This is a genomic window from Microbacterium lacus (genome assembly GCF_039531105.1).
Lineage (GTDB): Bacteria > Actinomycetota > Actinomycetes > Actinomycetales > Microbacteriaceae > Microbacterium > Microbacterium lacus.
On the sequence record NZ_BAAAPK010000001.1, the window covers coordinates 3235660 to 3260620 of the forward strand.

Genomic DNA, 24961 nt, shown 5'->3' on the forward strand with positions numbered 1-24961 from the left:
GGCGCGAGGTCAGTGCCCGGCGAGCTTCCGGGCCGGCGTGACATCGGTGATCGTGAGCGCGGCACTGATGACCGCGAGGTGGCTCAGCGCCTGAGGAAGATTTCCCCAGAAGGCGCCGTCGTCCGCGGCGATCATCTCGCTGTAGATCCCGACGTCGTTCGCGTGGCCGACCAGCTCGTCCATCGCGGCGATGGCCTCATCGTGCCGACCGACGCACGCGAGTGCCCCCGCCCGCCAGAAGGCCGACGCGACGAATGTGTGCTCCTCATCCGCCATGCCCGTATAGCGGTAGATCAGCGCGCCTTCCCCGAGCGCGTCGGTCAGCGCGTCGATCGTGCGCGACATCCGCTCGCCGCGGTCGAAACCGCTCTCGGCATGCAGGAGCACCGAGGTATCCAGGCGCGGGGAGCCGGGCATCATCGTGTACGCGCCGAGATCCTCGGACCAGCACTCCTCACGGACCCACAGCGCGATCCGATCGCGCTCCGTCTCCCACCGCTCGCTCGATCCCATGATCGCGCCGACCTCGGCCAGGTGCACGGCATCGCGCAACGCCTGCCAGCATCCCATCTTCGACGAGGTGTAGTGCTCGAGCTCCGGCAGCTCCCACATGCCCGAGTCCCGGTTGCGCCACAGGTCGCACGTCTCGTCCGCCAGGCGGGCGAGGAGCCGCCCGGTGTCGGCGTCCAGCACGTTTCCGGCATCCACATAGGTCCGGCAGACGGCGAAGAGGTCGCCGTAGACCCCCAGCTGCAGCTGATCGTGCGCGGGGTTTCCCGAGACGACCGGTCCGATGCCGCGCCATCCGGGCGCGTCGTACTCCGTCGTGCCGTCGACGGCGTCGCCGCGGAGGGTGTACATGACGCCGAGCTGACCGTCGTGTCGCCGGATGGTCCTGATCAGCCAGGAGATCGCGGCGTGGGTCTCCTCCCGCAGCCCGAAGCGGACGAGGGCGTGAGCGGTGTACGCGAGGTCGCGCACCCACGCGAACCGGTAGTCCCAGTTCTTGCCTCCGTCCGGATTCTCGGGGAGCGAGGTCGTGGCCGCTGCGGCGATCGCCCCGGTGGGGGCGTAGACCAGGAGCTTGAGCGCGAGGGCACTGCGCTGCACGGTGTCCGCCCATGGCCCCTCGTACGAGAACTCCCGGGACCACTCCCGCCAGCCCGCGATCGTGCGGTCCAGACTCGCGTCCAGGTGCGCGATGTCGGGGACGTGCAAGGGCTCGTCGTGCGTGGAGACCACTCCCAGCACGTGGCGCGACCCGGCGCCCGTCACGAACGTCCCCCGAACGGCGGGGAACGGGAATTCGTCGCCGCCGGCCCGCATGGCGCCGACCCCGTCTCCGAGCACGGCGAGCGTGGTCGAACCCACCTGCAGCAGCTGTGTGCCACCGTGCTTCTGCACCCACGGCGACGCGGTCCGCAGACGGGTCCCCGGTCGGACCGCCCAGCGGAAGCGCACCTCGCCGCTCACGCCCTCGATCCGCCGGACGAGCTGCGCCCACGGCAGCCGCCCGGCGACGCCGGTGACGAGCGCATCGGTCACGCGCGCCGAACCGGTCTGCGTCGTGAACGTCGTCCGCAGCACGTTCGTGCCGCCGACGTAGCTGCGCCGCACCGAGTACTCCCCCTCGGGGGCGAGCTCGAGGCAGCCGCCGTGGTCGTCGTCGATGATCCGCGCGAACACCGGCGTCGAGTCGAGGTTCGGCATCGGCAGCCAATCGATGCCCCCGTCGGCGGCGATGAGCGCCACGGTCCGACCGTCACCGATCGCGGCGTAGGTGCGCAGATCGGTGCGGTCGGCCGGCGAAGGATGGGCGGCGTGCCCGCGTGACGGCATCCGGCGATCAGGTCAGGGTCATGCCGCCGGTGACGGCGATGACCTCTCCGAGGACGTAGCTGGACTCCTGCGACGCGAGGAAGACGTAGGCCGGCGCGAGCTCGACAGGCTGACCGGCACGCCCGATCGGAGTCTGCTCGCCGAAGCTCTCGATCTTCTCGGTCGGCACGAACGCCGGCTGAAGCGGCGTCCAGATCGGTCCCGGAGCGACGCCATTCACGCGGATGCCGCGCTCGATGAGCTGCTGCGCCGTCGCGCGGACCCAGTTCGCGATCCCCGCTTTCGACACCGCGTACTCGGCCAGCGACGGCGAGGGGTCGAAGCCCTGGATGCTGGAGGTCGCGATGATCGCCGAGCCCGGCTTCAGGTGCGGGGATGCCGCCTTGGTCATCCAGAACAGCGGATAGATGTTGACCTTGAGCACTTCGTCGAGCGTCGCGGTCTCGAAGTCGTCGATGCTGTCCACCGTCGGCATCGCGCCGGCGTTGATCACGAGGATGTCCAGCCCGCCCAGCTCGGCGACCGTCTTGTCGACGATGTCGATGTTGTACTGCTCCTGCTGCAGGTCTCCGGGAAGCAGGATCGCTTTCCGACCCTCCGCCCGGACGAGCTCGGCGACCTCTTCGGCCTGCGTCTGTTCTTCCGGGAGGTACGAGAGCGCGACGTCCGCACCCTCGCGGGCATAGGCGATCGCGACCGCGCGGCCGATGCCGGAGTCCGCACCGGTGATCAGCGCCCGGCGACCCGGGAGCCGGCCGAAGCCGACGTAGGAGGTCTCGCCGTGATCGGGCGCCGGATCCATCTTGTGGATGTCGCCCGGACCGTCCTGCTGCTGCGGGGGGAACGGAGGGCGGGGGAACTGCGTCGTCGGGTCCTGCATCGCGTACATGTCGGTCATGTCGTCACCGTTCGGGCACGCCGATCAGGCGCGCCCTCCTTTCGATCGGAATGGGGCGTCGGGGGTGATGCGGGGGTGGATCAGCTGCGCGGAACCCGGTTCTCGGCGCTGATCATCCACGCGAACTGCTCGAGCTTCTCGATGACCGCGTGCAGGATGTCGGCGCTCGTGGGGTCTTCCTCGTCGACGTCGTCGTGCACCTCGCGGCAGGTCGACACGGTGTCCTCGAGACGGACCGTGATGAGGTCGATGACCTTCGTGGTCGCGATCTCGCCCTGCGGGAATTCCGGGAGCGACGTGGACTCCGCCACCGTGTCGCTGCGCCCGTCGGGGAGGGCGTGGAGCGCGCGCATCCGCTCTGCGATCGTGTCGGCGAACTCGCGCGCCGCCTCGATGATCTCGTCGAGCGCCAGGTGGGTGTCGCGGAAGTTCGTGCCCACCACGTTCCAGTGCGCCTGCTTGCCCTGCGAGGCGAGCTCGATGAGGTCGACGAGCACCTTCTGCAGGTTCTCGCTCAGGGTCTCGGACGCGCTGAAGCCGCTCTCGGCATTCTGCTCGTCGGTGAGACGGGCGCCGTGATCGGCCTTGCGCTTGTTCTTCGTCGTCGTGGTGGTCGCCATGTGGACAAACCTACGGGTGCCCGGCCCGACGCCCGGGGGATTGCACACCGTGGAGGCGAGTGGTACCGGACGGAACGTTCACCGGTATTCGGGGTTGAACCCGAAGCGCTCCCCGTCGTTCCACGCCTTCCGCAGGTTGCCGTACGCCGGGATCCCCCCGGCGTCTTTCAGCATTCGGGCGAGGTGCAGCAGATTCCAGGTCATGAACGTCGTGTTGCGGTTGGTGAAGTCGTTCTCGGGTCCCCCGGACCCCTCGTCGAGGTAGCTGGGCCCGGGCCCGACTTCGCCGATCCAGCCGGCATCCGCTGCCGGCGGGATGGTGAACCCGATGTGCTGCAGACTGTAGAGGTTCGCCATCGCCGCGTGCTTGATGCCGTCCTCGTTGCCGGTGATGAGCGTGCCGCCCACCTTGCCGTAGTAGACGTATTGGCCCTTGTGGTTGAACAGCCCGCTCATCGCGTAAAGACGCTCGATCAGACGGCGAGTGACGCTGGCGTTGTCACCGAGCCACAGCGGGCCGCCGATGACGAGGATGTCGGCGGCATCGACCAGCGGCCAGATTTCGTCCGGCCACGCGTCGACCGACCACCCGTGGTCGCGCATGTCGGGATAGACGCCGGTGGCGACGTCGTGATCGATCAGGCGGATCGAGGTCACCTCGACCCCCTGCGACCTCATCAGCTCGATGCTGCGGTCCATGAGCCCCTGGGTGTTGCTCACCTCCGGTGAGCGCTTCAGCGTGCAGTTGATGTAGACCGCTCTGAGGTCGCTGTAGTCGGCGGTCGTCTCACTCATGGTCGCTCCATTCGTCCTGGTCCCATCCCATCAGCGGAGCCGGGCGAGCGCATCCCCGTGATGTGACGAACTGCAGACGGATGCCGCGCTCACCAGCCCGTGGCGAGCAGATGCTGCACCGCGATCGCGAAGACGATCTGCCCGGTGAGCCCCCACTGACGCCAGCGGGCGGACAGCAGGGCGGTGCCGACCAGGAGCCACGGCACGAACGGCAGCCAGATCCGTTCGACTTCCGCTTTGCTCATCTGGGACAGATCGGCGAGCATCACGGTGATCACCGCAGCCGTGACGACGGAGACGACGACCAGATCGTCGCGAACGGCCGAGCGCACGCCCCGCAGGCGGGTCAGGACGACGGCGATCCCGGCCCCCACCAGTGGCCCGGCGCTGAAGGCCAGCGCGGCCAGATTCGCCCACACCCAGTATCCGAAGGGCCGGTTGCTCGCGACACCCGCCCAGTACCGCTCCACGAGGACGGGGTACGCATCCCACCAGACGAAACCGCCTGCGGCGAACACGAGCACCACGAGGACCGCTGCGCCGACCGCCCAGGGCAGCGGCGCCCACCGCCGACAGACGATCAGGATCGTCACCGCGAGCACCCCGAGCAACGGAAGCCCGTACGAGAGCATCACGCAGTAGCCGAGGACGAGTCCCGCCACGATCGCCCACACGGCCGACACGACGCGCGATCGCGAGGTCGACGCCCACGCCAGGGCGCACAGGCCCCATGCGGCGAAGGCGCCGAACAGCGCGTCGGCGGACACCGACATCCAGATCGCCGCCGGGCCGAAGACGAGGAACGGCGCCGCCTTCCGGGCAGCGGCTTCGGCGCCCAGTCTCTTCAGCACCAGGAGGACGGCGACCGGAGTCGTCGCGGCCACGACGGTGACCACGAGTCCTGCGGCGAGCCCGCTGCCCAGCCCCAGCCTCACGAGCAGCACGAAGACCAGGACGGCGCCCGGCGGGTGGCCGGCGATGTGCACCGGCCAGTTGTCCACCGAGTCCAGCGGGATGTGAGCGATGTACTCGCGCAGCAGCGCCCCGACGTCGGTCACCTCGCGTGCCGTGCGCAAGTACTCGTAGGACGTGTCGAGGATGACGCCGATCCCGTCCGCGCCGTCGACGGCGGCAAGGCTCAGCATCCACAGCAGGGCACCGCCGAACGCCGCGACCAGCAGCACACGCCACGAGATCCGCGCAGACAGGGCGACGGCATAGCGCACAGCCAACGCCCCGAGAACCAGGGCCGCGATCGTTCCGGGCCCCACGCGCGGCATCCATTCGGCGTGCAGCGGCGGGAACCACCGGACGTGCACGTTCACCCCGGAAAGCACCGGGTAGAGCATGGCCGCGATCATGAGCACGACCGCAGCCCCGAGGCCGATCCACGGCGCCGCGACGCGCCTGCGGGAGCGGGCGCGCGGCGCGGTGAACGGGTCGGTGGTCACCCTCCGAGGCTAGGGACCGCCCACTCCCGCCGCCGAGGCAAGACATTACGGAGTCAGGACATCAGATGTCCCCGGTTCGTCATATCTCGAGGCCGTCCCGGTCGACCTCGGCACCCTACAGTCGGCACGACAGGGGGTGACCGACGTGCTTCTCACAGCCAGACTGCAGCGGATTCTGCATCGCACCAGACATGCGGTGGCTTCCCCGGCACGCACCCCGCGCATGGCCGTGGTGATCGGGCGTCTCCTCGCGGTGGCGTTCCTGATCTGCTTCGGCACGGGGCTGTACAGCCATCTGCTGCAGAACCCGCTTCCGTGGGTGACGTTCCCCACCCGGCCGGTGTGGATCTACCAGGTCACGCAGGGCGTGCACATCACCGCGGGGATCGCGTGCTTCCCGCTGCTGTTCGCCAAGCTCTTCGCGGTCTTCCCCGAGCTCTTCCAGCACCCGCCGGTGCGCTCGCTCGCTCACTTCCTCGAGCGCGTCTCGATCGCGGTGTTCGTCGCCGCCTCGCTCATGCTGATCACGACCGGCTTGCTCAACACGTATCAGCTCTATGCGATCTTCGGCTTCTCCTTCCGGTTGACGCACTACGCCCTGTCCTGGATCGTCGTCGGCTCGCTCGCGGTCCACATCGGCGTCAAACTCCCCGTCATCGCCCGCTTCTGGCGCAGAGGGGATGCCGAGGCGACTCTCGAGACGCAGCCCGATCCGGATGCCGGATCCGAGGTGCCCGACGAGTTGCAGCGACGGACCGGCTGGGGCCCGGACCACGGGGTCACCGGGCGGCTGTTCGCCTGGATCGACCGGAGCCCTGCGGTGCGCGAACCTCGCGCGGCCGACCAGACCCGCCGAGGATTCCTCACGACCGTGGCGGTCGCGACCGGGCTCGTCGTGACCACGACGGCCGGTCAGTCGTTCCGTGTGTTCGAACCGTTCAACGTCTTCGCGCCGCGCCGACGCGGGGTCGGCCCGCAGATGCTCCCCGTCAATCGCACTGCGGAGGCCGCGGGCGTCCTCGAGAGCGCGACGGCCCCGGACTGGACCCTGACGGTCGTCAACGGACCGGTGCGGGAGGTCTACACGCGCTCGCGTCTGCGTGCGATGCCCCAGCATGACGCCGTCCTGCCGATCGCGTGCGTGGAGGGGTGGAGTCAGGACGCTGCGTGGCGGGGACCGCGCCTGCGCGATCTGCTGGACTCGGTGGGAGCCGCCGGCGACGCGCACCTGCGGATCACGAGCCTGCAGACGCGCGGCGGTTTCGCCGTCACCCAGATGCAGCCCGAGTTCGCGCGCGACCCTCTCACGCTCGTCGCCCTCGAGCTCTTCGGCGAGGAGCTCGACATCGACCACGGCTTCCCGGCTCGCCTCATCGCCCCAGGCAGACCCGGCGTGTTGCAGACCAAGTGGCTCAGCACGATCGAGGTGATCGCGTGACGCCCGCGTCCCCGCCGTCGCGGGCGCCCCGCACGTGGAGGCTCCTCACGGTGGATGACGTCCGCGCGGTCCTCATCGGGCTCGGCATCCTCAGCATGCTCGTCGGATGCCTCGTACTGATCAACGACATTCCGCCCCGCCAGTACCCGGCCATCCTCACGTGGCTCGTCCTCGTCCTCGTGGTGCACGATGTCGTCATCGCCGGGGCGGTCTTCGCGCTGGCGATCGCCGGCCGCCGGGCGGAGGGTCGCGTGCCGCATGGCACGATCCTGCTCTTCCAGGCAGCGGTGGCCACCGGCGGTCTCCTGGCGCTTCTGGTCGCGCCCGAGATCGCGAAGCAGGCGATCGGGACGGCCAATCCGAGCGTCCTGCCGCTGGACTACGGCCTGAACCTGGCGATCCTGCTCATCGCTCTGCTGCTGGCCGCCGTCGGAGCGAGCGTGCTCCAGGCGGCGATCAGCAGGCGGCGGCGCTGAGCAGGCGGCGGCGCTGAGCAGGCGGCGGCGCTGCCGCTGATTCAGCGGGCGCGGCCGGGTGTGCGCACCTGGACGAAGCGGCGGTCGCCCGCCGCCCAGGCACCGGCGGCGATGAACCCGCATTCGAGGGCGAGTCGCACGAGCGGCACGGCTCCGATGCGCGCCCAGGGGAAGACGCCGCTTTCCCGTCCGTCCTCGGCCACGGCGGTGTAGACCGCGCTCTCGTCCAGTTCGGGGTCCCGGTCGACCTCCACCAGGACCACACCGCCCGGCGCGAGGAGCTCGCCGCACCGCTCGAGGAGGGTCCGCGGGTCACCCCCGATCCCGATGTTCCCGTCCATGAGCAGGATGCTCGCCCAGCTGCCTTCCAGAGGCAGCCGCTCGAAGACCGAACGACGCAGCACCGGCGTGCCGTCGGCCGCCGCATGGCGTGCGGCGTGCGCGGAGATGTCGACGCCCAGTGCGGCGAGCCCGATCTCTTCGGCGGCGCGCACCATGCGGCCCGGGCCGCAGCCGACGTCCAGGAGCGGCCCGGAGAGCCCGGTGAGGACGTCGCGATCGGTGACGTTGGCCGGGGCCCGCCACTCCGTGACATCCACGTGCAGCGTCGGAGACGCATCACCCACCCTCCGCAGCGCGAGCCGGCCGCCCTCGGCCGCGCGCAGCAGGAGCGCGTACGGCTCGTCTCCCCCCGCCCCGAAGGCGACCACGGCGCTCATGCGGCGCTCCGGCGTGCCGACGCGGCGGCGACGGCGCGCGCGAATCGCGACTGCGGGACAAGCGCCGCCACCTCCTGCGCGTCACCGGCCTCGTCGACGTCACGCAGCACCGACGCCTCCCTCACTGAAAGTCCTGCGCGCTCGAGCGCGGCGCGCTGCAGAGCCCCGGTGTCGGCGCGCGACATCGGCACACCCCGCACGACATCGCCGCACGGCTGACGCATGCCCAGCATCCAGAACCCGCCGTCCGCAGCCATGCCGATGACGGCATCCGTCTCGACGGGCCAGACGAGGTCCGCGACCCTCACCTGCGGGGTGTCCATGCCGATCAGGAGCGTGGGCTCGTCGAGGATGTCGAAGAGCGCGGCGATGCGTTCGTCCAAGCTCCCCTGCCGCTGCGGGATCACCTCGAAGCCGGCCGGGCATGTGCCGTCCGGCTCGCCGTCGAAGTAGAGGATGCGCCGGGCGGCGAGCGATGCGACGGTCGCCAACGTGTCGGCGAGGCTGGCCGCAGCGATCTCGGCTGCCTCCTCCAGCGAGAACGGCGGACTCAGCCTGGTCTTGACCCTGCCCGGGATGCACGCCTTCGCGACCACCACCAGCGCCGTCACGCCCGCGCCTCCCGCAGGATGCGGTTCATGTCGTGCACGGCGGTGAGCGTTCCGCGCACGGTCCCGGTCACTTTCGACCGCCCGATCCGCGGGGTGTAGGCGACCTCGGTCTCGACGATGCGCCAGCCGGCCGCCGCTGCACGCAGCACCATCTCGAGGGGATATCCGCTGCGGCGGTCGCGGAGATCGAGTCCACGCAGAGCATCGGTGCGTGCGACGCGCATCGGTCCGATGTCGGTGACCCGGACCCCGGTGAGCCGTCCGATCCGTCGGGAGAGGACTCCGTTGGCGATGCGGGCGTGCGCGGGCCACGCCGACCGCTTCGTGGGGATGCGACGGCCGAGGACGAGATCGGCGCCGTCGTCGAGCAGAGCAAGCAGCCGCGGCAGCTCGGCGGGATCCAGCGAGGCGTCTGCGTCGCAGACGGCGATCAGCGGGGCCCGGGCTGCCTCCACTCCCGCCGACACGGCCGCACCGAACCCGCGCCGGGACTCCGTGATCACCGTGGCGCCCGCGGCCCTCGCGACGTCCGCGGACCCGTCGGTGGATCCGTTGTCGACCACGATCGCACGGACGTTCGCCGGGACACGCTCGAGCACCCAGGGCAGCGCCGCCGCCTCATTCAGACACGGGAGCACGAGATCGACATCGGCCATGCTCTGAACGTAGGCTCGCGGTCGGTCGCCGTCTCCGGGAAAGTCTTACGGAACGCGGACGACTGCGGAGGACCCGGAGTCGCGGCCGGGCGCGAGGCGTACTGTGTGCATGTGATCGCAGAACCCTCGCGCACGCTGGGCAACGAGGACCTCATCGATCGTCGGATCCTCGTCGTCGATGACGACCCGACCGTCGCGGAGGTCGTCGGGCAGTACCTGCGTTCGTCCGGGTTCGTGGTCGACCGCGTCGCCGACGGCTTCGAGGCGATCGAGGCCGAGGCCCGCATCTCACCCGACCTCATCGTCTTGGACAGGATGCTGCCGGGCATCGACGGGATCGAGGCATGTCGCCGCATCCGGGCCACGAGCTCGACCCCGATCATCCTGCTGACCGCCCTCGGGAGCGAGGAGGAGAGGATCCGCGGCTTCGAGGCGGGCGCCGACGACTATCTCACCAAGCCCTTCTCGCCGCGTGAGCTGGTGCTGCGCGTGCAGTCCGTCCTGCGCCGCTCCCTCGGCGAGCACGCCCCCGAATCGGCCCTGGACCGCGGTCCGTTCCACATCGACCCGGCTGCGCGCGTGGCGAAGATGAACGGTGTGCTGCTGCCGCTGACGGTCAGGGAGTTCGATCTGCTCTCGTTCCTCGTGAAGCACCCGCGCCAGGCGTTCAGTCGTGACGAGCTCTTGACCTCGGTGTGGGGGTGGACCTACGGAGACCTCTCGACGGTCACCGTGCACGTGCGCCGGCTGCGCGAGAAGATCGAGCCCGATCCCACGCAGCCGACCCTGCTGACGACGGTGTGGGGCGTGGGCTACCGACTGGACATCGGACGGGGGGACGCATGAGCTGGCCTGACCTCCTGCAAGTGGCGGGCCTGTCGCTCGCGATCACCCTGGCGATCGGCGGCGTCGCCGTCGCCGCGCTGTTCGTGCTGCGCCGGTCCTCGCTCGCCGTCCAGGTGTGCGTGCTCGTCTTTGCCGCAGTGCTCGCGGTGATCGCGAGCATGGTCGGTGCGTCGTGGCTCATGTTCATCTCCGCGCACGATCTGACCGTCGCCGTGAACGTCGCGGTGCTCTCCGGCGCCGTCTCGCTCGCCCTGGTGGCGGTCCTCGGCCTGGTCGTGGTGCGCAACACCCGGTCGCTCTCGCACGCGGCGCGCAGCATCGGCGCCGGGGAGCGCGTGGATGCCGTCGGGCCGCAGTCCGGCGCGGAGTTCCGGGCGCTGGCCGCCGAGCTGGTGGCCATGAGCACGAAGCTCGCCGAGTCGCGCGAGCGCGAGCACCGCATCGAGGAGTCGCGGCGGGAACTGGTCGCGTGGATCGCCCACGACCTGCGCACGCCGCTGGCGGGGATCATGTCGATGGCCGAAGCGCTCGAGGACGACCTGGCCACGGATCCGCAGCGCTACCACCGGCAGATGCGCGAGCAGGTCTCCCGGCTGTCCGCCATGGTGGACGACCTGTTCGAGCTGTCGAAGATCGACTCGGGAACCCTCCGCCTGAGCCTGCAGGACGTGTCCCTGTACGACGTCATCTCGGACACGGTCGCGGAGCTGCGACCCGTCTCCCAGGGCCACGAGATCCGGATCGAGGCGGGGCTGGACAACGACGCCGTCGTCCACGCCGATCCGCGGGAGCTGTCGCGGGCGATATCCAATCTCCTGCTCAACGCGATTCAGCACACCCCCGCCGGATCGCCCATCACCGTCGCCGCATCGGTCGTCGAAGGACGCGCCTCGGTCACCGTGATCGACACGGGCGGCGGAATCGACGAGGACGACCTGCATCGCGTGTTCGACCCGGGCTGGCGCGGAGTCCCGGCGCGGACCCCCGAGCAGCATCCGCACAGCATCAGCGGCCCGCTGCGCTCCAGCGGCGCGGGACTCGGCCTTGCGATCGTCCGCGGCATCGCCACGGCGCACCAGGGCGAGGTGACCGTCCAGAACGTCGCGGGCGGATGCCGCTTCGACCTGATCCTGCCGAGCGTCACGCACGGTCGCGAGGAGTCCTTCGCCTGACTCAGCCGCGCAGCGGCGCCCGGGCGAACTCCCGCATCCCGTCGGCGACGCTCACCGTCGGCATCCACCCGAGTTCCACACGCGCGCGAGCGGAGTCGGCCGTGATGTGACGGACATCGCCGGCGCGATACTGCCCGGTCACCACAGGAGCGGGGCCGCCGTGTGCGCGGGAGAGCTGGTCGGCGACGTCGAGGATCGTGGTCACCACGCCGGATCCGATGTTGAACGCCCGTGCATCCGAACCGGCACCGGCGGTCCACTCGAGCGCCGCGATGTTCGCCCCGGCGATGTCATCGACGTGGATGAAGTCGCGCCGTTGACCGCCGTCCTCGAACACCCGCGGCGCGTCGCCGCGCTCGAGCGCGGACCGGAAGATCGCCGCGACCCCGGCATAGGGCGTGTCCCGCGGCATGCCGGGGCCGTAGACGTTGTGGTAGCGGAGCATCGCCGCACGCCCACCGGTCTCGGCCGCCCAGACCCGGACGAGCTGCTCCTGCGCGAGCTTGGAGACGGCGTAGAGGCTGCGTGGGTCCAGCGGCGCATCCTCGCGCGTCATCTCCGGCATCAGGGACTCGCCCGTCTCCGGGTCGCGCGGCTCGAACATCCCGGCACGCAGGTCCGCCTCGTGCCGCGGCCCCGGCCGCACGAGGCCGCGCGGCCCGGCGTACCGACCCTCGCCGTAGACCACCATCGACGAGGCCAGGACCAGCCGGCGAACGTCCGCGCGGCGCAGGGCGGCGATCAGCTCTCCGGTGCCCACGACGTTGATCCGCATGTAGGCGGGCGCGTCGGACACGTCCACGCCCATGCCCACTTTCGCCGCCTGGTGGCTCACCACCTCGACGCCGTCCAGAGCGGCATCGAGCGCGGCGGGGTCCGTGACGTCGCCGCGGACGAACTCGACTCCGGCGACGGCCGCCGGCGCGGAGGCGTGGACCTCCGGCGACAGGGAGTCCAGCACGCGAACGGTCCATCCCTCTGCGAGCGCCGCCGACGCGACGCGCGAGCCGATGAAGCCCGCTCCCCCGGTGACCAGCAGCACGCTCACCGGCTGCGGCCCGCCATCACCCCGGCGACCGCATCCCGGTCGATCAGCTCACGCGCGACGTAGTCCCGCGGGACGGACGCCGCGATCCGTGCGATCGCCGAGATCAATCGGGGTCGCGCCTCGGCCAGGCGGGCGAAGACCGTCTCCGCGGTCACGGCCTCCTCCGCCGTCTCGCCGCTGTCCACGTCGGTCACCAGGCACAGCGCCACCATGTCGATCCCCAGCTCCGCGGCGAGCGCCGCTTCGGGGTAGAGGGTCATGTTGACGAGGTCGATCCCGGCGGTGCGGTTGATCGTCGACTCGGCGCGGGTGGAGAACCTCGGCCCCTGGATCACGAGCACGGTCGCACCGTCCACGAGCTCCGGACACGACTGCAGCGCGAGCTCGCGCAGACGGGACCCGAACGGGTCGGAGAAGGGCAGGTGACGCACCGTGGAGCCGTCGAAGTACGAATCCCGCCGACCCCACGTCCGGTCCACGAGCTGATCGGGCACCGCGATCGTGCCGACCGGAAGAGCCGGGTTCAGGGATCCGACGGCGGCGGTCGAGATCAGCGCGCGCACCCCGAGCGAGGCGAGCGCCCAGATCGTCGAGCGCGCCGGGATCAGGTGGGGCGGAACGGAGTGGTCGGCTCCGTGCCGCGGAAGGAACAGGATCTCCCGACCGCCGAGCTCTCCCGAGGTGAGGACGACGGTGTCACCGAAAGGCGTCGCGACCTCGACGCGCTCGGACGGACCGTCGAAGAGCTCGTAGAGACCCGACCCACCGATGACGGCGACGGCTGGAGAAGAGGCGTTGTCCACTCTTCGACAGTGCCACCGCGTCGTACCGCGGCACAGCCGCGATCCTTACGGTTCGATGACCGATCGCGGCGGAGCCCGCGAAGGAGTGCGCTCAATGCGCGTGCGCGGCCTCGTGCGCGTGCGGGTCGGCGGCGGGCGCAGAACCTGCCGGATCATCGAGAACCGCGCCGACGGCATCCGTCACCGCACCCCGCGAGTGCTCGACGCGTCCGCCGACGAGCGTGACCTCGGCGTGCTCGCCGAGCAGTCGCGACGGGTCGTGCTCGTGCGCGAGGAGGTCGCCCGACCACATGACGATGTCCGCGAGCATCCCCGGCGCGAGGCGGCCGATCTCTCTCTCCCGATGCCAGGCGCGTGCGCCGTGCACGGTGTACGCCTCCAGCGCGCGATCGATCCCGACGCGCTCAGAGGCCGTCCACGCATCCGAGCCGTCCAGGCCCGCGCGCGTGGCCGCCGAGTACATCCCGACGAGCGGGTCCATCTCCCCCACCTGCCAGTCGCTGGAGAACGCCACGGTCGCGCCGTCGTCGAGGAGGCTCCGGAACCGCCATGCCCGATCCCAGCGCTCCTCGCCGACGTTGTCCATCCATGTGCCCGCGACCAGGTCGGGTGAGCAGTGCCGCGGCTGCATCGCCGCCGTCACGCCGAGCTGCCGGAACCGGGGCAGGTCGTCGGGATGCAGGCACTCGACGTGCACGACGCCGTGGCGGCGATCGCGCGTGCCGTTGGCCCGTGCCGCGTTCTCGATCGCGTCGAGGGCGAGCCGGACGCCGGCATCCCCCGTCGCGTGCGTGTGGGTCTGCAGACCCAGCCTGTCCAGTTCGGTGATGATGTCGACGAGTTCGCGGCCCGGGTAGCTGGGCCGGCCACGACGCCCCGCGCGGTTCGCGTAGTCCTCGAGCATGAACGCCGTGTGCGGTTCGATCACGTCGTCGGCGTACAGCTTCACGGGGCCGACGCTCAGCCGCGGGTCCACGGGGAAGCGGTCGATGGTGTCGCGCAGGGTGCGGCGGAACGCCCCGTCCGCGCCCACCGGGTGGAACAGGGCGGCGATCACGCGCGAGGACAGCTCCCCCGCAGCGAGCGCGCGCTCGAACAGCGGCAGCTCCGCGAGCGGCACCTGCGGCTCGACCACGGTCGTGATCCCGACCGAGGTCGCCATCCGCATGCTCGCCAGGATCTTCCGGTAGCGGCGCTCCGGGGAGTACATCGGGATGTCGCGCTGGAGTTCGGCGAGTCCCGCGGCGGTCATCGCGCTCGTGTAGAAGTCGGTCACCCAGCCGGTCGGCTCGCCGGTCTCGGCATCCCGTTCCGGCCGACCCCAGGCGATGTCGCCGCCGCGGGAGATGCCGAGCACATCCAGTGCCACGCGGTTCAGCCACACCGAGTGCTGGTCGTACGTCGTGACGAAGACGGGCCGATCGGTCAGGCCGTCGAGGTCGCGGAGATTCGGACGGCGGTTCTCGACGATCGAGTACACGGCGTTCTCGGCGCACACCCATGCCAGCTCGGGCCGCCGCGCCGCGAAGTCCGCGATGCGCCGCCGCACCTCGACGAGATCATGAGCGCCCTCCAGGCTCACGGCGTCCTCGTCGAACCCGAGCAGCAGGTGATTGTGGCTGTCCACGATGCCCGGGGTGACCAGCCGCCCGTCCGCCTCGATGACGCGCTGCGCCGCAGGAGCCTGGGAGGCATCGCCGACGTAGGCGATCCGGTCGCCCACGACGCCGATCGCTTCGGCGAAGGGGGCATCGGGAGCGAACGTGCGCACGCGGGCGCCGGTGATGAGCAGGTCGAGCATCAGAGGGTCTCCTCGTCGTCGGTTCCCGAGAGCAGGTGGGCAGTGGCGGGGTTCGTGCGGAGATAGACCAGGTAGTAGAGGAATCCGGCCGCGACGATGCTCGCGGCGATGCCGAGACTCAGCCACTGCGCCGGATCGAGGATGCCGATCACGAAGATCGTCGCGATCGCCAGGATCGCCACGACGGGCGCGACCGGCCATGCTGGCATCCGGTAGGTCCCCGGCGCATCGCCGGACCGCGTGCGACGGGCGACGAGCGCGGCGACCGCGATGAAGCCGTAGCTGAACGCGAGGGTCGAGCCGGTGGCGTTCAGCAGCACATCCAACGGCACGAAGCACGCCGCAAGCGAGATCACCCCCACCGTCAGGGTGGCCGTGATCGGCATCCGGGTGCGCGTCGAGATGCGCGAGAGGGGTCGGGCCAGCGCGGCGGGCATCGCCTGATCGCGGGCCGCGGCGAACAGCAGCCGGCCCGACTGCAGCGCGATCGCGATGATGGCGTTGATGATCGCGAACGCGATCGCGACGAGGACGAAGATCGTGATCACGGGCCCGGACCGCTCGGCGAGGAAGTGCTCGACCGGCAGCGCCGCGCCGAACAGCTCGGGCAGGGAGCTCGCCCCCAGCAGGATCGCGGTGAGCGGCACGAGCTCGGCGATCACGGTGATGAGCGCGCTCCACAGCACCGCACGGGCGATCGTGCGACGGGCGTTCCGGGTCTCTTCCGCGAAGTAGATCGCCCCGCCGTAGCCGTTGTACGAGAAGATCCCCTGCGTGACGGCCAGCACGAGCCCGGCGATCCCCAGCGGCGCGAGGCCGCCGGTCGCGGTGTCGAGGAATTCGGGCTGCAGCAGTGCGGTGATGGGCCTCTCGACGTGGATGAAGCCCAGGAGCGCCAGCAGCGCGAGCGCCGCCATCTCGATGAACAGGAAGACACCGGTCACCCAGGCGTTCGTGCGGATGTTGAAGCACGCCGTGATCGTGGTGAGGACGATCACGATGAGCGCGGTCCACAGCGGATCCAGACCTGCGATCGCGACGCCGAGGTAGTCGGCGACGCCCAGGGCGAAGATCGCGATGATGAGCGGGAGGCTCACCAGGCTGATGAAGAAGACAGCGGATCCTGCCGCCGGACCGAGGACCCGGCTGACCAGCGTGTAGTCGCCGCCGGCGATCGGATGCCGCGACCCGAGTTCGGCGTAGCAGAAGCCGACCAGGATGCTGATCACACCGGCGAGGAGGAATCCCCAGAACACCCCGGTGCCGTAGACGGCGAGCGCGGCGCCGCCGAGGATGAACACGCTGGATGCCGGGGAGATGCCCGAGAGCGTGATGAGCACGTTGCCTCCCAGCCCGAGCGAGCGGGACAGGCTCGCACCGTGCGTGGTCAGGGTTGCGGTGTCCAGGGGTGCGTGGTCGCCGGTGTCGGTGTGAGGGGACACGATCGCTCCTTTGCGTCGGCGGAGGATGATTCTTTGACACGATCGTTAAAGAATGGTCGCGAGCCTGACATTCTTTTGCGTTAGTGTCAAGGAATGGCTCGTCCTCGTCGTCAAGAAGGCCGGCGCGCATCGCTGATCGACGCCACGCTCGCCGTGGGCGCCGAGCGCGGCCTGCGGGCGCTCTCCCTCACCGACGTCGCGCAGCGCGCCGGTCTCACGCGCGGTGCCGTCCTCTATTACTACGACGATCTCGACGCGCTGCTGCGTGAAGCGCACGCGGCAGGCATCGAGCGGTTCTGCACCGCGCGCGACGCGGCCCTGGCAGAGATCGAGGATCCGCGTGTGCAGCTCGCGGTCGCGATCGCGGCGGGTCTGCCGACCGGGCCGGACGATGCGCTGATGGGCCTGCTCTACCAGTTCGACGCGCTCGCCGGCGATGCGTCGGCGCACGACGAGCTCGTGCAGGCGCTGTACCTCCGCCAGCTGGCGACCTACCGCGGCATCGTCTCGCGGGGTCGCGCGACAGGAGCGTTCGCCCCGCGCCTGGACGATGAGACACTCGCGATGACGTTCGTGGCGCTCGAGGACGCGTACGGGCTGCACATCGTCGGCGGGAATGCCTTGATGACCGTGGAGGCCGCGGCCTCGGCGATGCGCGCCGTCGCGGCCGACCTGGGATGCCCGGTGGTCGCGTCGTGACAGCGGTCGGGCCGCGGGAACGAAGGAGAACGACGTGCGTGTGACGGGAGCAGTGCTCGAGCGCTCTGGTGCGGAGCGGCCGTATTCGGCATCCCGCCCGCTCGTGGTCGAGGACATCGAGCTCGAGGCCCCCGGCGCGTCCGAGGTGCTCATCCGCGTCGAGGCGGCCGGCGTCTGTCACTCCGACCTCTCGGTCGTCAACGGCGACCGCCCGCGGCCGCTCCCCATGCTGCTCGGACACGAGGCCGCGGGTGTGGTCGAAGCCGTCGGCGACGACGTGCACGACCTCCGACCGGGGGATGCCGTCGTGGCGAGCTTCCTCCCGCGCTGTGGTTCCTGCCCCGAGTGCGCGACCGATGGACGGGTGCCCTGCCGCAACGGGAGCGCCGCGAACGGCGCGGGCGAGCTCCTCGGCGGAGGTCGCCGCCTCACCCGCCGGGGCGAGCCGATCGCGCACCACCTCGGCGTCTCCGGATTCGCGACCCACGCCGTCCTGCACCGCAGCAGCCTGGTCGCCGTCGGCGACGGCGTGCCCGCAGACGTCGCCGCGCTGATGGGCTGCGCCGTCCTGACCGGCGGAGGCGCGATCGTCAACGTGGTGCGCCCGCTGGCCGGCCAGCGCGTCATCGTCGTCGGCCTCGGCGGGGTCGGTATGGCAGGCCTGCTCACCGCGCTGGCGCACGACGGCGTCGAGGTCGTGGGAGTGGATGCTGCTCCCGCGAAGCTCGAGGCCGCGCTCGCGCTCGGCGCCCACGCGGTCTACTCCCCCGCTGACGCGATCGCCGCCGGGATCAACGGAGACGGCGTCCTGGAGGCCGCCGGAAGCGCCCGTGCGTTCGAGACGGCGCTCGCACTGACCGCGATCGGCGGAGCCATGGTCACGGTCGGCCTCCCCCACCCGGACGCACGAGCCGCGGTCTCACCGCTCGACCTCGTCGCCGGCGCCCGCACGATCACGGGCAGCTACCTCGGCTCCGCCGTCCCCGCACGCGACATCCCGCGCTTCGTCGAGTGGTGGCGGAACGGCCGGCTCCCCGTCGAGCGCCTCATCTCGTCCTCCGTGCCCCTCGCCCAGATCAACGAAGCCATGGACGAGCTCAGCGAAGGTCGGGCGACGCGCCAGATCATCACGATGGGCTGAGGGCCGGTTCCACGCGACGGCTCGGTGGGCACGTTGCGCGGCATCCACAAGCTCGATACCGCAGAACGCGCCCACCGAATGCGTTCCCGGCCGGCTCGGTGGACACGATGCGCGGCATCCGCGTGGCGGGAGCAGCACGGACCGCCCACCGAGCGCGCTGTGGTTCTGGGGGACACCCGTGTCAACCCTTTGCGATCCGCCGCGCGGCCGTGTGGAGTGGAAGCATGCCTTCTCCTGCCCGCCGCCATCGCGTCCTGATCATCGGCGGCGGAAACGGAGGGCTCTCGGTCGCGGGTCGCCTGCGCCGGGCCGGCATCCAGGACATCGCGGTGATCGAGCCGCGCGAGCAGCACGTGTTCGCGCCCCTGCAGTCGTACATCGCCGGGGGCCTCGCTCGGGCGTCGCAGGCGGGACGCCCGCAGGCATCCGTCACGCCGCGCGGGGTCGCGTGGATCCGCGATCGCGTCGTCCGGGTGCATCCGAACGACTCGTCCGTCGAACTGGAATCGGGTGACCGGGTCGGCTACGAGCACCTGGTGATCGCGGTGGGGCTGGAAACCCGCTACGACGCCGTCCCCGGACTCGAGGACGCGATGAAGCGCCCGGACGGCGTCTCGAGCTACACGCTCGATCTCGCCGCGAAGGCCTCGCACGCGCTGCGCGACGTCCGCGGCGGAACGGTCGTCTTCGTCCAGCAGCCCGAACCCGCCTCGGCCGCCGGCGTCTCGCAGAAGCCGATGTACCTCGCGTGCGACTGGTGGCGCGCGCGCGGAGTCCTCGCCGGCATCCGCGTCGTCTTCCTCTCCCCCGAGCCCGCCGCCTTCGGCATCCCGGCGATCAGCAGCGAGCTCCAGCGCGCGCTCGACGCCTACGGCATCGAGTCGCGCTTCTCCGCCCGCGTTCGCGAGGTGCGCACGGGTGAGGTCGTGATCGAACAGGACGGCCGGACCGAGGTGCTCGCCTACGATCTGCTGCACGCCGCCCCGCCGCAGTCACCGCCGGCGTTCATCGCCGCATCCGGCCTCTCCGATCCGGCGGACCCCCACGGGTTCGTCGACAACGACCCCGGCACGCTCCGCTCGCGCCGGTTCGCGAACGTGTGGGCCGTCGGCGACGCGGCGACCGTGGACACCCTGCGCTCGGGCGGCGGCATCCGCCCGCAGGCGAAAGTGGTGACGACGAACATCCGCGCGGCCCTGCGCGCGCAGTCGCCGACCGCCCGGTACGACGGGTACTCGGTCTGCCCCATCACCGTCAGCAGACGCGCGCTCGTGTTCGCCGAGTTCGACGGGCGTGGGCGCCTGGCACCGACCGTACCCGGCTGGAAAAGCCTGTATCGGGCGCGCCGCCTGTCGTTCCTCGTGGACCGGCACATCCTGCCGTGGGTCTACTGGAACCTGATCCTGAAAGGACGAGCATGATGACCGGTGCCGATATCGCCGACGCGACGTGGGCGCGCGTCGACGACGGGTTCTATGTGGGCAGCCTCGAGGGCGCGTTCCTGGGCTGCATCGACACGCTGCCGGACGGGCGCTTCGCGGCGATGGACGCGCACACGCAGCCGATCCGTACGTGCGCCGATCTGCCCGAAGCGATGCGGACAGTACTGGAAGCGGCGGCGCAGGGGGAACGACCATGACGGATGCCGCACCCGAAGCGGGTCTGTACTCCCTGGTGTACGCGAGCAACGCCGCCTCGACGTTCGGCGACGCCGACCTCGCCGAACTGCTGAGCCAGTGCCGCGTGCTCAACGAGTCGAAGGGCATCAGCGGCCTGCTGCTGTACCGCAGCGGTCGATTCGTGCAGTTCCTCGAAGGACCCGAGGCGGAGGTGCGCGCCCTCTACGCGAAGATCGAGCGGGATCCCCGCCACACGTCACCGCGCATCCTTAACGAGGGCCACCCGTCGCACCGGCAATTCGGGGACTGGACGATGGCCTATCAGCCGACGTCTCTGTCGGACGCACCCCCGCCACCCGGGTTCCGCAGCACGTTCGACGACCTCGACGACGCGGATGACCCGGACGGCGTCGTGAGAGCCACCCGGGAGCTCAGCATGCTCTTCCGCGTGCGGAGCAGGGCGTCGGAAGCCCGCTGAGCATGTCTTTCACCGCGGATCTGAGCGTGTGGGTGTCGCGTCAGCGCTGGTTCGCGGGCAAGAGCCACGACCCGCGCCTGAGGATCCTCGACGCCCAGCCCACCCGGGAGGCCGTCCGCTACCTCGTCATGGACGACGCGGGTTCCCGACCGACGCTGTACCACGTCCCGCTCGCCCGACCCGCAGCGGGCACGGATGCCGAGACCGTCGCGTCCGACGCCTCCGGGCCCCTGATCGATGCCGCGCAGCATCCGCCGTTCACGATCGGTCTGCTCGCCGACATGGGAGTCGACGTCGAGCGCGTGCGTGGATCGCGTGTGCTGACGGGAGAGCAGTCGAACACGTCGATCGTGTTCGAGGAGGACGACCGACCCACGATCATCCTGAAGCTCTTCCGCACCCTGCATCACGGGGAGAACCCCGATGTGACCGTCCAGCGTGTGCTGAGCGACGCCGGATCGCCGTATGTCCCGCGCTTCTTCGGGAACCTGGACGCGCAGTGGCCGGATATCGGCCGTCCGGGCGGCACCGCGCACGGCACTCTCGGATTCGCGCAGGAGTTCCTGCCCGGAGTGCGGGACGGCTGGTCGATCGCCCTGGCGGCCGCGCGGGCGGACACCGACTTCACACGCGCCTCCGGTGAACTCGGCGCGGCCGTCGCCGGCGTCCACGGCGCCCTCCGCACCCACCTCGAGACGATGCCGGCGGATGCAGAGTCCGTCGGCGCGACCGAGGTCGCCTGGCGCCGACGCCTGTCGATCGCGATGAGCGAGGTGCCCGCCGTCGCAGCGCGCGCCGAAGCGATCGCCTCCGCGTACGACGACGCGCTCGCGCGACCGTGGCCGCGGCTGCAGCGCATCCACGGCGACCTCCACCTCGGGCAGGTGCTCGCCGTTCCGGAGGACGGCTGGCGCATCATCGACTTCGAGGGCGAGCCCCTGCGTCCGATGGCGGAGCGTGCGATCCCGGACCTCGCCACCCGCGACGTCGCCGGCATGCTCAGGTCGTTCGACTACGCCGGCGCCGTCGGCGGCCGCGATGACGCCGCGCACTGGGCGGCCGCGTGCCGCGCCGCGTTCCTCGATGCCTACACGCGCGCGCAGGGCGCCGTCGAACTGGACGATGTCGTCCTTCGGGCCCTCGTGCTGGACAAGGCGGTGTACGAAGCGATCTACGAAGCCCGGAATCGTCCGGACTGGCTGCCCGTCCCCCTCGCCGGCATCGACGCCGCGCTCGCCTGAGTCAGCCCTGCTCGTCGGCCTCGAGCAGGAGGAACGCCGCCCCGTATCCCGGCAGCGAGACCGTGAAGCTGTTCAGGTCATCGACCCGGCCGATCGCCGCGCCGGTGGATACGTCCACCACCGCACTGCCCGGCGTGAGGTGCTCCGATCGGACCGTCCCGTCCGTCGGTTCCGCCGAGAAGTTGAAGACCGTGACCTGCGTCGCGGCGTCGGAATCGGCATCGCCGTCGTCGAGGCGATGCACCAGGACCAGCATCCCGGCATGGGCGACCTCGGGGATGTCGATCTGCGTCGCGGTCGCGATCGCGTGCTCGCGTCTCAGCGCGATGATGGAGGACAGGCGGGACGCGAACGAATCGGGGTCGGACAACTGCGCCGGCAGCGATCCGTACAGCGAACGCCCGCGCGGCATCCCCGCGGCCGAACGGGTCGCCTCGGGCGCCACGTCGAGGAGGTCGTGGGCGCCCCGCTCGATCCAACGGGTGTCGCCGGCCGCGATCAGATCGCGCACGTCGGTCGCCGGAACGGTGAGCATCCCCACCAGGTCCCAGCCGGACAGCGCGAACACCCCGGGCTGCCACGCGTTGTAGGCGCAGAGGAGAAGGTGGGCGTCACGGATCGCCGGGATCTCGGCCTCGGTGATGTCCTCGAGCCGTTCGACACCCCGCGCCGCGGCGATGAGCGAGGTCGTCGTGCACGCGATGCCGTTCTGCGTGAACACCCGGTTGTAGTCCGCCGTCCCGGTCAGGCTCTCGGTGAGCTCGGCGCGCACGACTTCGGCCAGGTCGCGGCCCGAGATCTCGTCGCCACGGAATCGGTACAGCTCATCGGCGTGACGCGTCGCCCAGTGCACGAGTTCGTACGTGAGCTCGTCGTGATTCTGCAGACCGTGCACCAGCTGCACGGGAGCGACGCCCAGCGCGAGCGAGGATGTGAGGGCGAGGCGGAGGAACTCGGTCTGGCCGGTCGCGAGGGCGTGGTGGTAGCCCGGGCGGCCGACGAAATCGTAGGACAGGTCGGCCCCGACCGCCGCGGTGTCGCGGATGTCCTCCATCGTGAGGTTGAGCTCCTGGAACGTGAAGCCACCGACCTTGCGCACCATCCCCGCGATGATGTGGTTCGCCGCGTGTGAGAGCGGGTGCCCCTCCGACCAGGCGGGCAGGCCCTCCGCACTCACCTCCACGCCGAGGAATCCATTGGCATCCAGGCGCAGTGCGCTCGTTCCCAGCTCGCCGAGCGAATGCAGGGCGTCGCCGATCACGAGGCGCATGCCCGCGAACGTGGGGTCGAGCCAGTTGATCGAGGGCTGCCCCTGCTTGAAGTAGTGCAGGTAGACCCAGCGCCGCGTGACGCCGTCGGGGCCGAGGACCGGAGCCGTCGCACTCCAGTTCGTCTCCTTGACCCCCGGCGTGTAGAAGATGACGCGCTGCAGGGCGCCGATGATGTAGCCCCGGTCCGCGAGTTCGGCTTCCGTCGCCGCGTCGAGGTTCACGCTGTCGGTGCCGTCGGGCACGTCCGGCAGCAGCATCCAATCCTCCGGCTGGATCTCGACCATGTGGTAGATGCCGGGGTAGTCCTTGAAGCCCATCTCGGCGAGGCGGAAGTCGGCGCCCTTGCCCGTGTGGCCCGGCACGATGTCGTCGATCACGCTGCCGCCGTGGCTGTCGGCGACGTCGCACAGCGCGCGGAACTCGTCCTCGGTGCCGAAAGCGGGGTCGATCGCGGTGCTGATGCGGTCGAAGTGACCGTCCACGCTCGGGGTGTCCAGCCAGCCGGCGATGCCGCCCGCGCGCTTGACCGGTCCGGTGTGGATCGCGGTGATACCCACCCGGTCGAACGCGGCCCACAGCTCTTCCGCGCCGAGCGCCGAGAGGAAGGACTGGCCCGGGCGGGTGATGAGCGAGATGGGGTACGCCGTGAACCACACGTCGCTCGTCGCGATCGCGCGCCGCGCGTCGGGCCGGGCGTAAGGGTTCCGCCACATCGAGGGCTGGCCCGACAGCTGGCGGGCGAGCACATCGGCGTCCTTCAGCATCGACTGCCGGACGAGCCACTCGATGTAGGACGGGTTCGAGCCGTTCGCGGTGCGCGGGTCGGTCGTGTTGCGGCGCACCCGGCCGCCGACCACGTCGCGCGGGCGGAGGCGGCGCGGGCGGGCGGGATAGCGCTGCTCGTCGTAGCTGATCTCGGGCTTGTCGGCTTCGCCTGCCTCGTCGTCGACGATCTGCTGCAGGGGAAGATCGATGGGTCCGGTGTAGAGCTCTTCGGGTCGATACTCGTCGCGCGCCATGCCTCGACGCTACGGAATCCGGCGCACGGACGCGAGGGCTGGCGTCCGCGCGGCGGAGGGATTAGGCGGTCAGTTCTTGTCGCCGCTCTGCTGCGGCAGGTAGGGCTCGATCGCCGCGGCGAGCTTCGCGGCGTTCATCGACTGCAGCCAGACGTGACCGGGTCCATGCAGCTCCGCGAGGAACAGGGAGTCACCGAAGAACTTGTTCTTGATCCCCTTGATGCTGGCGAACTCGAGGGGCATCTCCGCGCGGAACATGGCGAGGTGCCCCGGGTGGATGAGCAGCGACTGGCCCGCCGCGAGCTCGTACTCGGTGATCTCGCCCGCGAGCTGCACCCAGGCCGTCCCGTTGCCGGAGAGCTTCTGGAAGACGACCCCTGCCCCGCCGAAGATGCCCGCGCCGAGCTTCTTCTGCAGCGCGACGGACACCTCCACGTCCGGCGTGCTGGCGGTGTACGAGCCGGACTGGATCATGAAGTTGTCCGCCGGATCGATCTGCACCTCGCGGATGGTCCCCGGCAGCTGGGCCGCGAAGGCGACGAGTCCGCCGGCGGGTGCGGTGTAGCGGGTGAGGAAGAGCTGCCCACCCCCGAGGACGCGCTTGAGGCTGCTCATGAAGCCGCCCTGGCCGCCGGAGCCGTGCGCGGTCGAGGTGTCCAGCTGCATCCCGGGACTGAGCCAGGCGACATCGCCTCCCTCCGCGACGACGGACTCTCCGGGGTCGAGAGTGATCTCGAGGATGGGCATGGTGGTGCCGGCGATGACGGGCCTCATGCCCGTCACTGTAGTCCTCGAGTCAGCCGCGGACGAGGACCGATCCGGATGCCGGAAGAGCTCCTGGACAAACCGACCAGTCGCATGGTCGCGCCGGATGCGAC

24 protein-coding genes are annotated in these 24961 nt (G+C 70.6%); 10 read left to right on the plus strand and 14 right to left on the minus strand.

The features are described 5' to 3' along the window. Positions 1–9 precede the first annotated feature (9 nt). The 5 genes from ABD197_RS15315 to ABD197_RS15335 all read right to left on the minus strand — a co-directional run bounded on the left by ABD197_RS15315 (position 10) and on the right by ABD197_RS15335 (position 5603). Complete coding sequence (locus ABD197_RS15315) at positions 10–1839, minus strand: glycoside hydrolase family 15 protein (protein WP_344055718.1); 1830 nt, start codon at positions 1837–1839, stop codon at positions 10–12. Positions 1840–1846: 7 nt separating this feature from the next. Next, positions 1847–2737, minus strand: a complete 891-nt coding sequence (locus ABD197_RS15320; RefSeq protein WP_344055719.1) for an SDR family oxidoreductase — start codon at positions 2735–2737, stop codon at positions 1847–1849. An 80-nt stretch (positions 2738–2817) separates the two neighbouring features. Continuing rightward, positions 2818–3357, minus strand: coding sequence for a Dps family protein (locus ABD197_RS15325; protein WP_344055720.1), 540 nt, complete (start codon positions 3355–3357; stop codon positions 2818–2820). 78 nt (positions 3358–3435) lie between these two features. Further along, positions 3436–4152 (minus strand): flavodoxin family protein, encoded by a 717-nt coding sequence (locus ABD197_RS15330; protein WP_344055721.1) that lies wholly within the window; start codon positions 4150–4152, stop codon positions 3436–3438. Positions 4153–4241: 89 nt separating this feature from the next. Next, complete coding sequence (locus ABD197_RS15335) at positions 4242–5603, minus strand: hypothetical protein (protein ID WP_344055722.1); 1362 nt, start codon at positions 5601–5603, stop codon at positions 4242–4244. Positions 5604–5799: 196 nt separating this feature from the next. Here ABD197_RS15335 and ABD197_RS15340 point away from each other — a divergent pair, with 196 nt between their 5' ends. Both ABD197_RS15340 and ABD197_RS15345 read left to right on the plus strand, forming a co-directional pair. Beyond that, entirely contained in the window at positions 5800–7041 is a 1242-nt protein-coding gene (locus ABD197_RS15340; protein WP_344055723.1) for a molybdopterin-dependent oxidoreductase, read from the plus strand. Positions 7042–7091: 50 nt separating this feature from the next. Then, complete coding sequence (locus ABD197_RS15345) at positions 7092–7517, plus strand: hypothetical protein (protein WP_344055724.1); 426 nt, start codon at positions 7092–7094, stop codon at positions 7515–7517. A 41-nt stretch (positions 7518–7558) separates the two neighbouring features. Here the strand turns inward: ABD197_RS15345 and ABD197_RS15350 are convergent, their stop codons facing one another. From ABD197_RS15350 to ABD197_RS15360, 3 genes are read right to left on the minus strand one after another with little or no spacing between them, the layout of a single operon-like run. Next, complete coding sequence (locus ABD197_RS15350) at positions 7559–8236, minus strand: methyltransferase domain-containing protein (protein ID WP_344055725.1); 678 nt, start codon at positions 8234–8236, stop codon at positions 7559–7561. Continuing rightward, positions 8233–8847 (minus strand): TIGR04282 family arsenosugar biosynthesis glycosyltransferase, encoded by a 615-nt coding sequence (locus tag ABD197_RS15355; protein WP_344055726.1) that lies wholly within the window; start codon positions 8845–8847, stop codon positions 8233–8235. Before ABD197_RS15355 ends, ABD197_RS15350 begins: the two co-directional genes overlap by 4 nt. Beyond that, positions 8844–9503, minus strand: coding sequence for a glycosyltransferase family 2 protein (locus ABD197_RS15360; RefSeq protein ID WP_344055727.1), 660 nt, complete (start codon positions 9501–9503; stop codon positions 8844–8846). Before ABD197_RS15360 ends, ABD197_RS15355 begins: the two co-directional genes overlap by 4 nt. 114 nt (positions 9504–9617) lie before the next feature. On the opposite strand from ABD197_RS15360, the gene ABD197_RS15365 reads away from it, so the two are divergent. Beyond that, positions 9618–10349 carry a response regulator gene (locus ABD197_RS15365; RefSeq protein WP_425561042.1) on the plus strand — a complete coding sequence of 244 codons (732 nt, stop codon included), beginning with the start codon at positions 9618–9620 and terminating at the stop codon, positions 10347–10349. Next, complete coding sequence (locus ABD197_RS15370) at positions 10346–11521, plus strand: sensor histidine kinase (protein ID WP_344055729.1); 1176 nt, start codon at positions 10346–10348, stop codon at positions 11519–11521. Before ABD197_RS15365 ends, ABD197_RS15370 begins: the two co-directional genes overlap by 4 nt. 1 nt (position 11522) lies before the next feature. Here the strand turns inward: ABD197_RS15370 and ABD197_RS15375 are convergent, their stop codons facing one another. From ABD197_RS15375 to ABD197_RS15390, 4 genes are all read right to left on the minus strand, one after another. Further along, a complete protein-coding gene (locus ABD197_RS15375; RefSeq protein ID WP_344055730.1) occupies positions 11523–12569 on the minus strand; it encodes an NAD-dependent epimerase/dehydratase family protein in 1047 nt (348 codons plus the stop codon). After that, entirely contained in the window at positions 12566–13372 is an 807-nt protein-coding gene (locus ABD197_RS15380) for an MTAP family purine nucleoside phosphorylase (RefSeq protein ID WP_344055731.1), read from the minus strand. Before ABD197_RS15380 ends, ABD197_RS15375 begins: the two co-directional genes overlap by 4 nt. 91 nt (positions 13373–13463) lie before the next feature. Next, positions 13464–15173 carry an amidohydrolase gene (locus tag ABD197_RS15385; RefSeq protein ID WP_344055732.1) on the minus strand — a complete coding sequence of 570 codons (1710 nt, stop codon included), beginning with the start codon at positions 15171–15173 and terminating at the stop codon, positions 13464–13466. After that, positions 15173–16615, minus strand: a complete 1443-nt coding sequence (locus ABD197_RS15390; RefSeq protein WP_344055733.1) for an APC family permease — start codon at positions 16613–16615, stop codon at positions 15173–15175. Before ABD197_RS15390 ends, ABD197_RS15385 begins: the two co-directional genes overlap by 1 nt. 93 nt (positions 16616–16708) lie before the next feature. Between ABD197_RS15390 and ABD197_RS15395 the strand changes: the two genes are divergently transcribed. The 6 genes from ABD197_RS15395 to ABD197_RS15420 all read left to right on the plus strand — a co-directional run bounded on the left by ABD197_RS15395 (position 16709) and on the right by ABD197_RS15420 (position 21793). Next, the gene (locus ABD197_RS15395) at positions 16709–17314 is read left to right on the plus strand and encodes a TetR/AcrR family transcriptional regulator (RefSeq protein ID WP_344055734.1); all 606 of its coding nucleotides are present in this window, start codon (positions 16709–16711) and stop codon (positions 17312–17314) included. Between the two features lie 34 nt (positions 17315–17348). Next, the gene (locus tag ABD197_RS15400) at positions 17349–18455 is read left to right on the plus strand and encodes an alcohol dehydrogenase catalytic domain-containing protein (protein ID WP_344055735.1); all 1107 of its coding nucleotides are present in this window, start codon (positions 17349–17351) and stop codon (positions 18453–18455) included. Positions 18456–18679: 224 nt separating this feature from the next. Continuing rightward, complete coding sequence (locus tag ABD197_RS15405; RefSeq protein ID WP_344055736.1) at positions 18680–19876, plus strand: NAD(P)/FAD-dependent oxidoreductase; 1197 nt, start codon at positions 18680–18682, stop codon at positions 19874–19876. Beyond that, positions 19876–20094, plus strand: coding sequence for a hypothetical protein (locus ABD197_RS15410; protein WP_344055737.1), 219 nt, complete (start codon positions 19876–19878; stop codon positions 20092–20094). Before ABD197_RS15405 ends, ABD197_RS15410 begins: the two co-directional genes overlap by 1 nt. Beyond that, positions 20091–20552, plus strand: a complete 462-nt coding sequence (locus ABD197_RS15415) for a BLUF domain-containing protein (protein WP_344055738.1) — start codon at positions 20091–20093, stop codon at positions 20550–20552. Before ABD197_RS15410 ends, ABD197_RS15415 begins: the two co-directional genes overlap by 4 nt. A 2-nt stretch (positions 20553–20554) precedes the next feature. Beyond that, the gene (locus tag ABD197_RS15420) at positions 20555–21793 is read left to right on the plus strand and encodes a phosphotransferase (RefSeq protein WP_344055739.1); all 1239 of its coding nucleotides are present in this window, start codon (positions 20555–20557) and stop codon (positions 21791–21793) included. A 1-nt stretch (position 21794) separates the two neighbouring features. Here the strand turns inward: ABD197_RS15420 and treS are convergent, their stop codons facing one another. Both treS and ABD197_RS15430 read right to left on the minus strand, forming a co-directional pair. Then, on the minus strand, positions 21795–24083 hold the full coding sequence (gene treS, locus ABD197_RS15425; protein WP_344055740.1) for a maltose alpha-D-glucosyltransferase: 2289 nt from the start codon (positions 24081–24083) through the stop codon (positions 21795–21797). Positions 24084–24152: 69 nt separating this feature from the next. After that, complete coding sequence (locus ABD197_RS15430; protein WP_344055741.1) at positions 24153–24857, minus strand: TIGR00266 family protein; 705 nt, start codon at positions 24855–24857, stop codon at positions 24153–24155. Positions 24858–24961: the final 104 nt, after the last annotated feature.

Bases quoted from the DNA above. Each gene is read 5' to 3' on its own strand.
- ABD197_RS15320 (WP_344055719.1), bottom strand. From the start codon at position 2,737: ATGACCGACATGTACGCGATGCAGGACCCGACGACGCAGTTCCCCCGC.
- treS (WP_344055740.1), bottom strand. From the start codon at position 24,083: ATGGCGCGCGACGAGTATCGACCCGAAGAGCTCTACACCGGACCCATC.
- ABD197_RS15430 (WP_344055741.1), bottom strand. From the start codon at position 24,857: ATGAGGCCCGTCATCGCCGGCACCACCATGCCCATCCTCGAGATCACT.
- ABD197_RS15410 (WP_344055737.1), top strand. From the start codon at position 19,876: ATGACCGGTGCCGATATCGCCGACGCGACGTGGGCGCGCGTCGACGAC.
- ABD197_RS15385 (WP_344055732.1), bottom strand. From the start codon at position 15,173: ATGCTCGACCTGCTCATCACCGGCGCCCGCGTGCGCACGTTCGCTCCC.
- ABD197_RS15350 (WP_344055725.1), bottom strand. From the start codon at position 8,236: ATGAGCGCCGTGGTCGCCTTCGGGGCGGGGGGAGACGAGCCGTACGCG.
- ABD197_RS15325 (WP_344055720.1), bottom strand. From the start codon at position 3,357: ATGGCGACCACCACGACGACGAAGAACAAGCGCAAGGCCGATCACGGC.
- ABD197_RS15360 (WP_344055727.1), bottom strand. From the start codon at position 9,503: ATGGCCGATGTCGATCTCGTGCTCCCGTGTCTGAATGAGGCGGCGGCG.
- ABD197_RS15330 (WP_344055721.1), bottom strand. From the start codon at position 4,152: ATGAGTGAGACGACCGCCGACTACAGCGACCTCAGAGCGGTCTACATC.
- ABD197_RS15415 (WP_344055738.1), top strand. From the start codon at position 20,091: ATGACGGATGCCGCACCCGAAGCGGGTCTGTACTCCCTGGTGTACGCG.
- ABD197_RS15315 (WP_344055718.1), bottom strand. From the start codon at position 1,839: ATGCCGTCACGCGGGCACGCCGCCCATCCTTCGCCGGCCGACCGCACC.
- ABD197_RS15395 (WP_344055734.1), top strand. From the start codon at position 16,709: ATGGCTCGTCCTCGTCGTCAAGAAGGCCGGCGCGCATCGCTGATCGAC.
- ABD197_RS15420 (WP_344055739.1), top strand. From the start codon at position 20,555: ATGTCTTTCACCGCGGATCTGAGCGTGTGGGTGTCGCGTCAGCGCTGG.
- ABD197_RS15405 (WP_344055736.1), top strand. From the start codon at position 18,680: ATGCCTTCTCCTGCCCGCCGCCATCGCGTCCTGATCATCGGCGGCGGA.
- ABD197_RS15370 (WP_344055729.1), top strand. From the start codon at position 10,346: ATGAGCTGGCCTGACCTCCTGCAAGTGGCGGGCCTGTCGCTCGCGATC.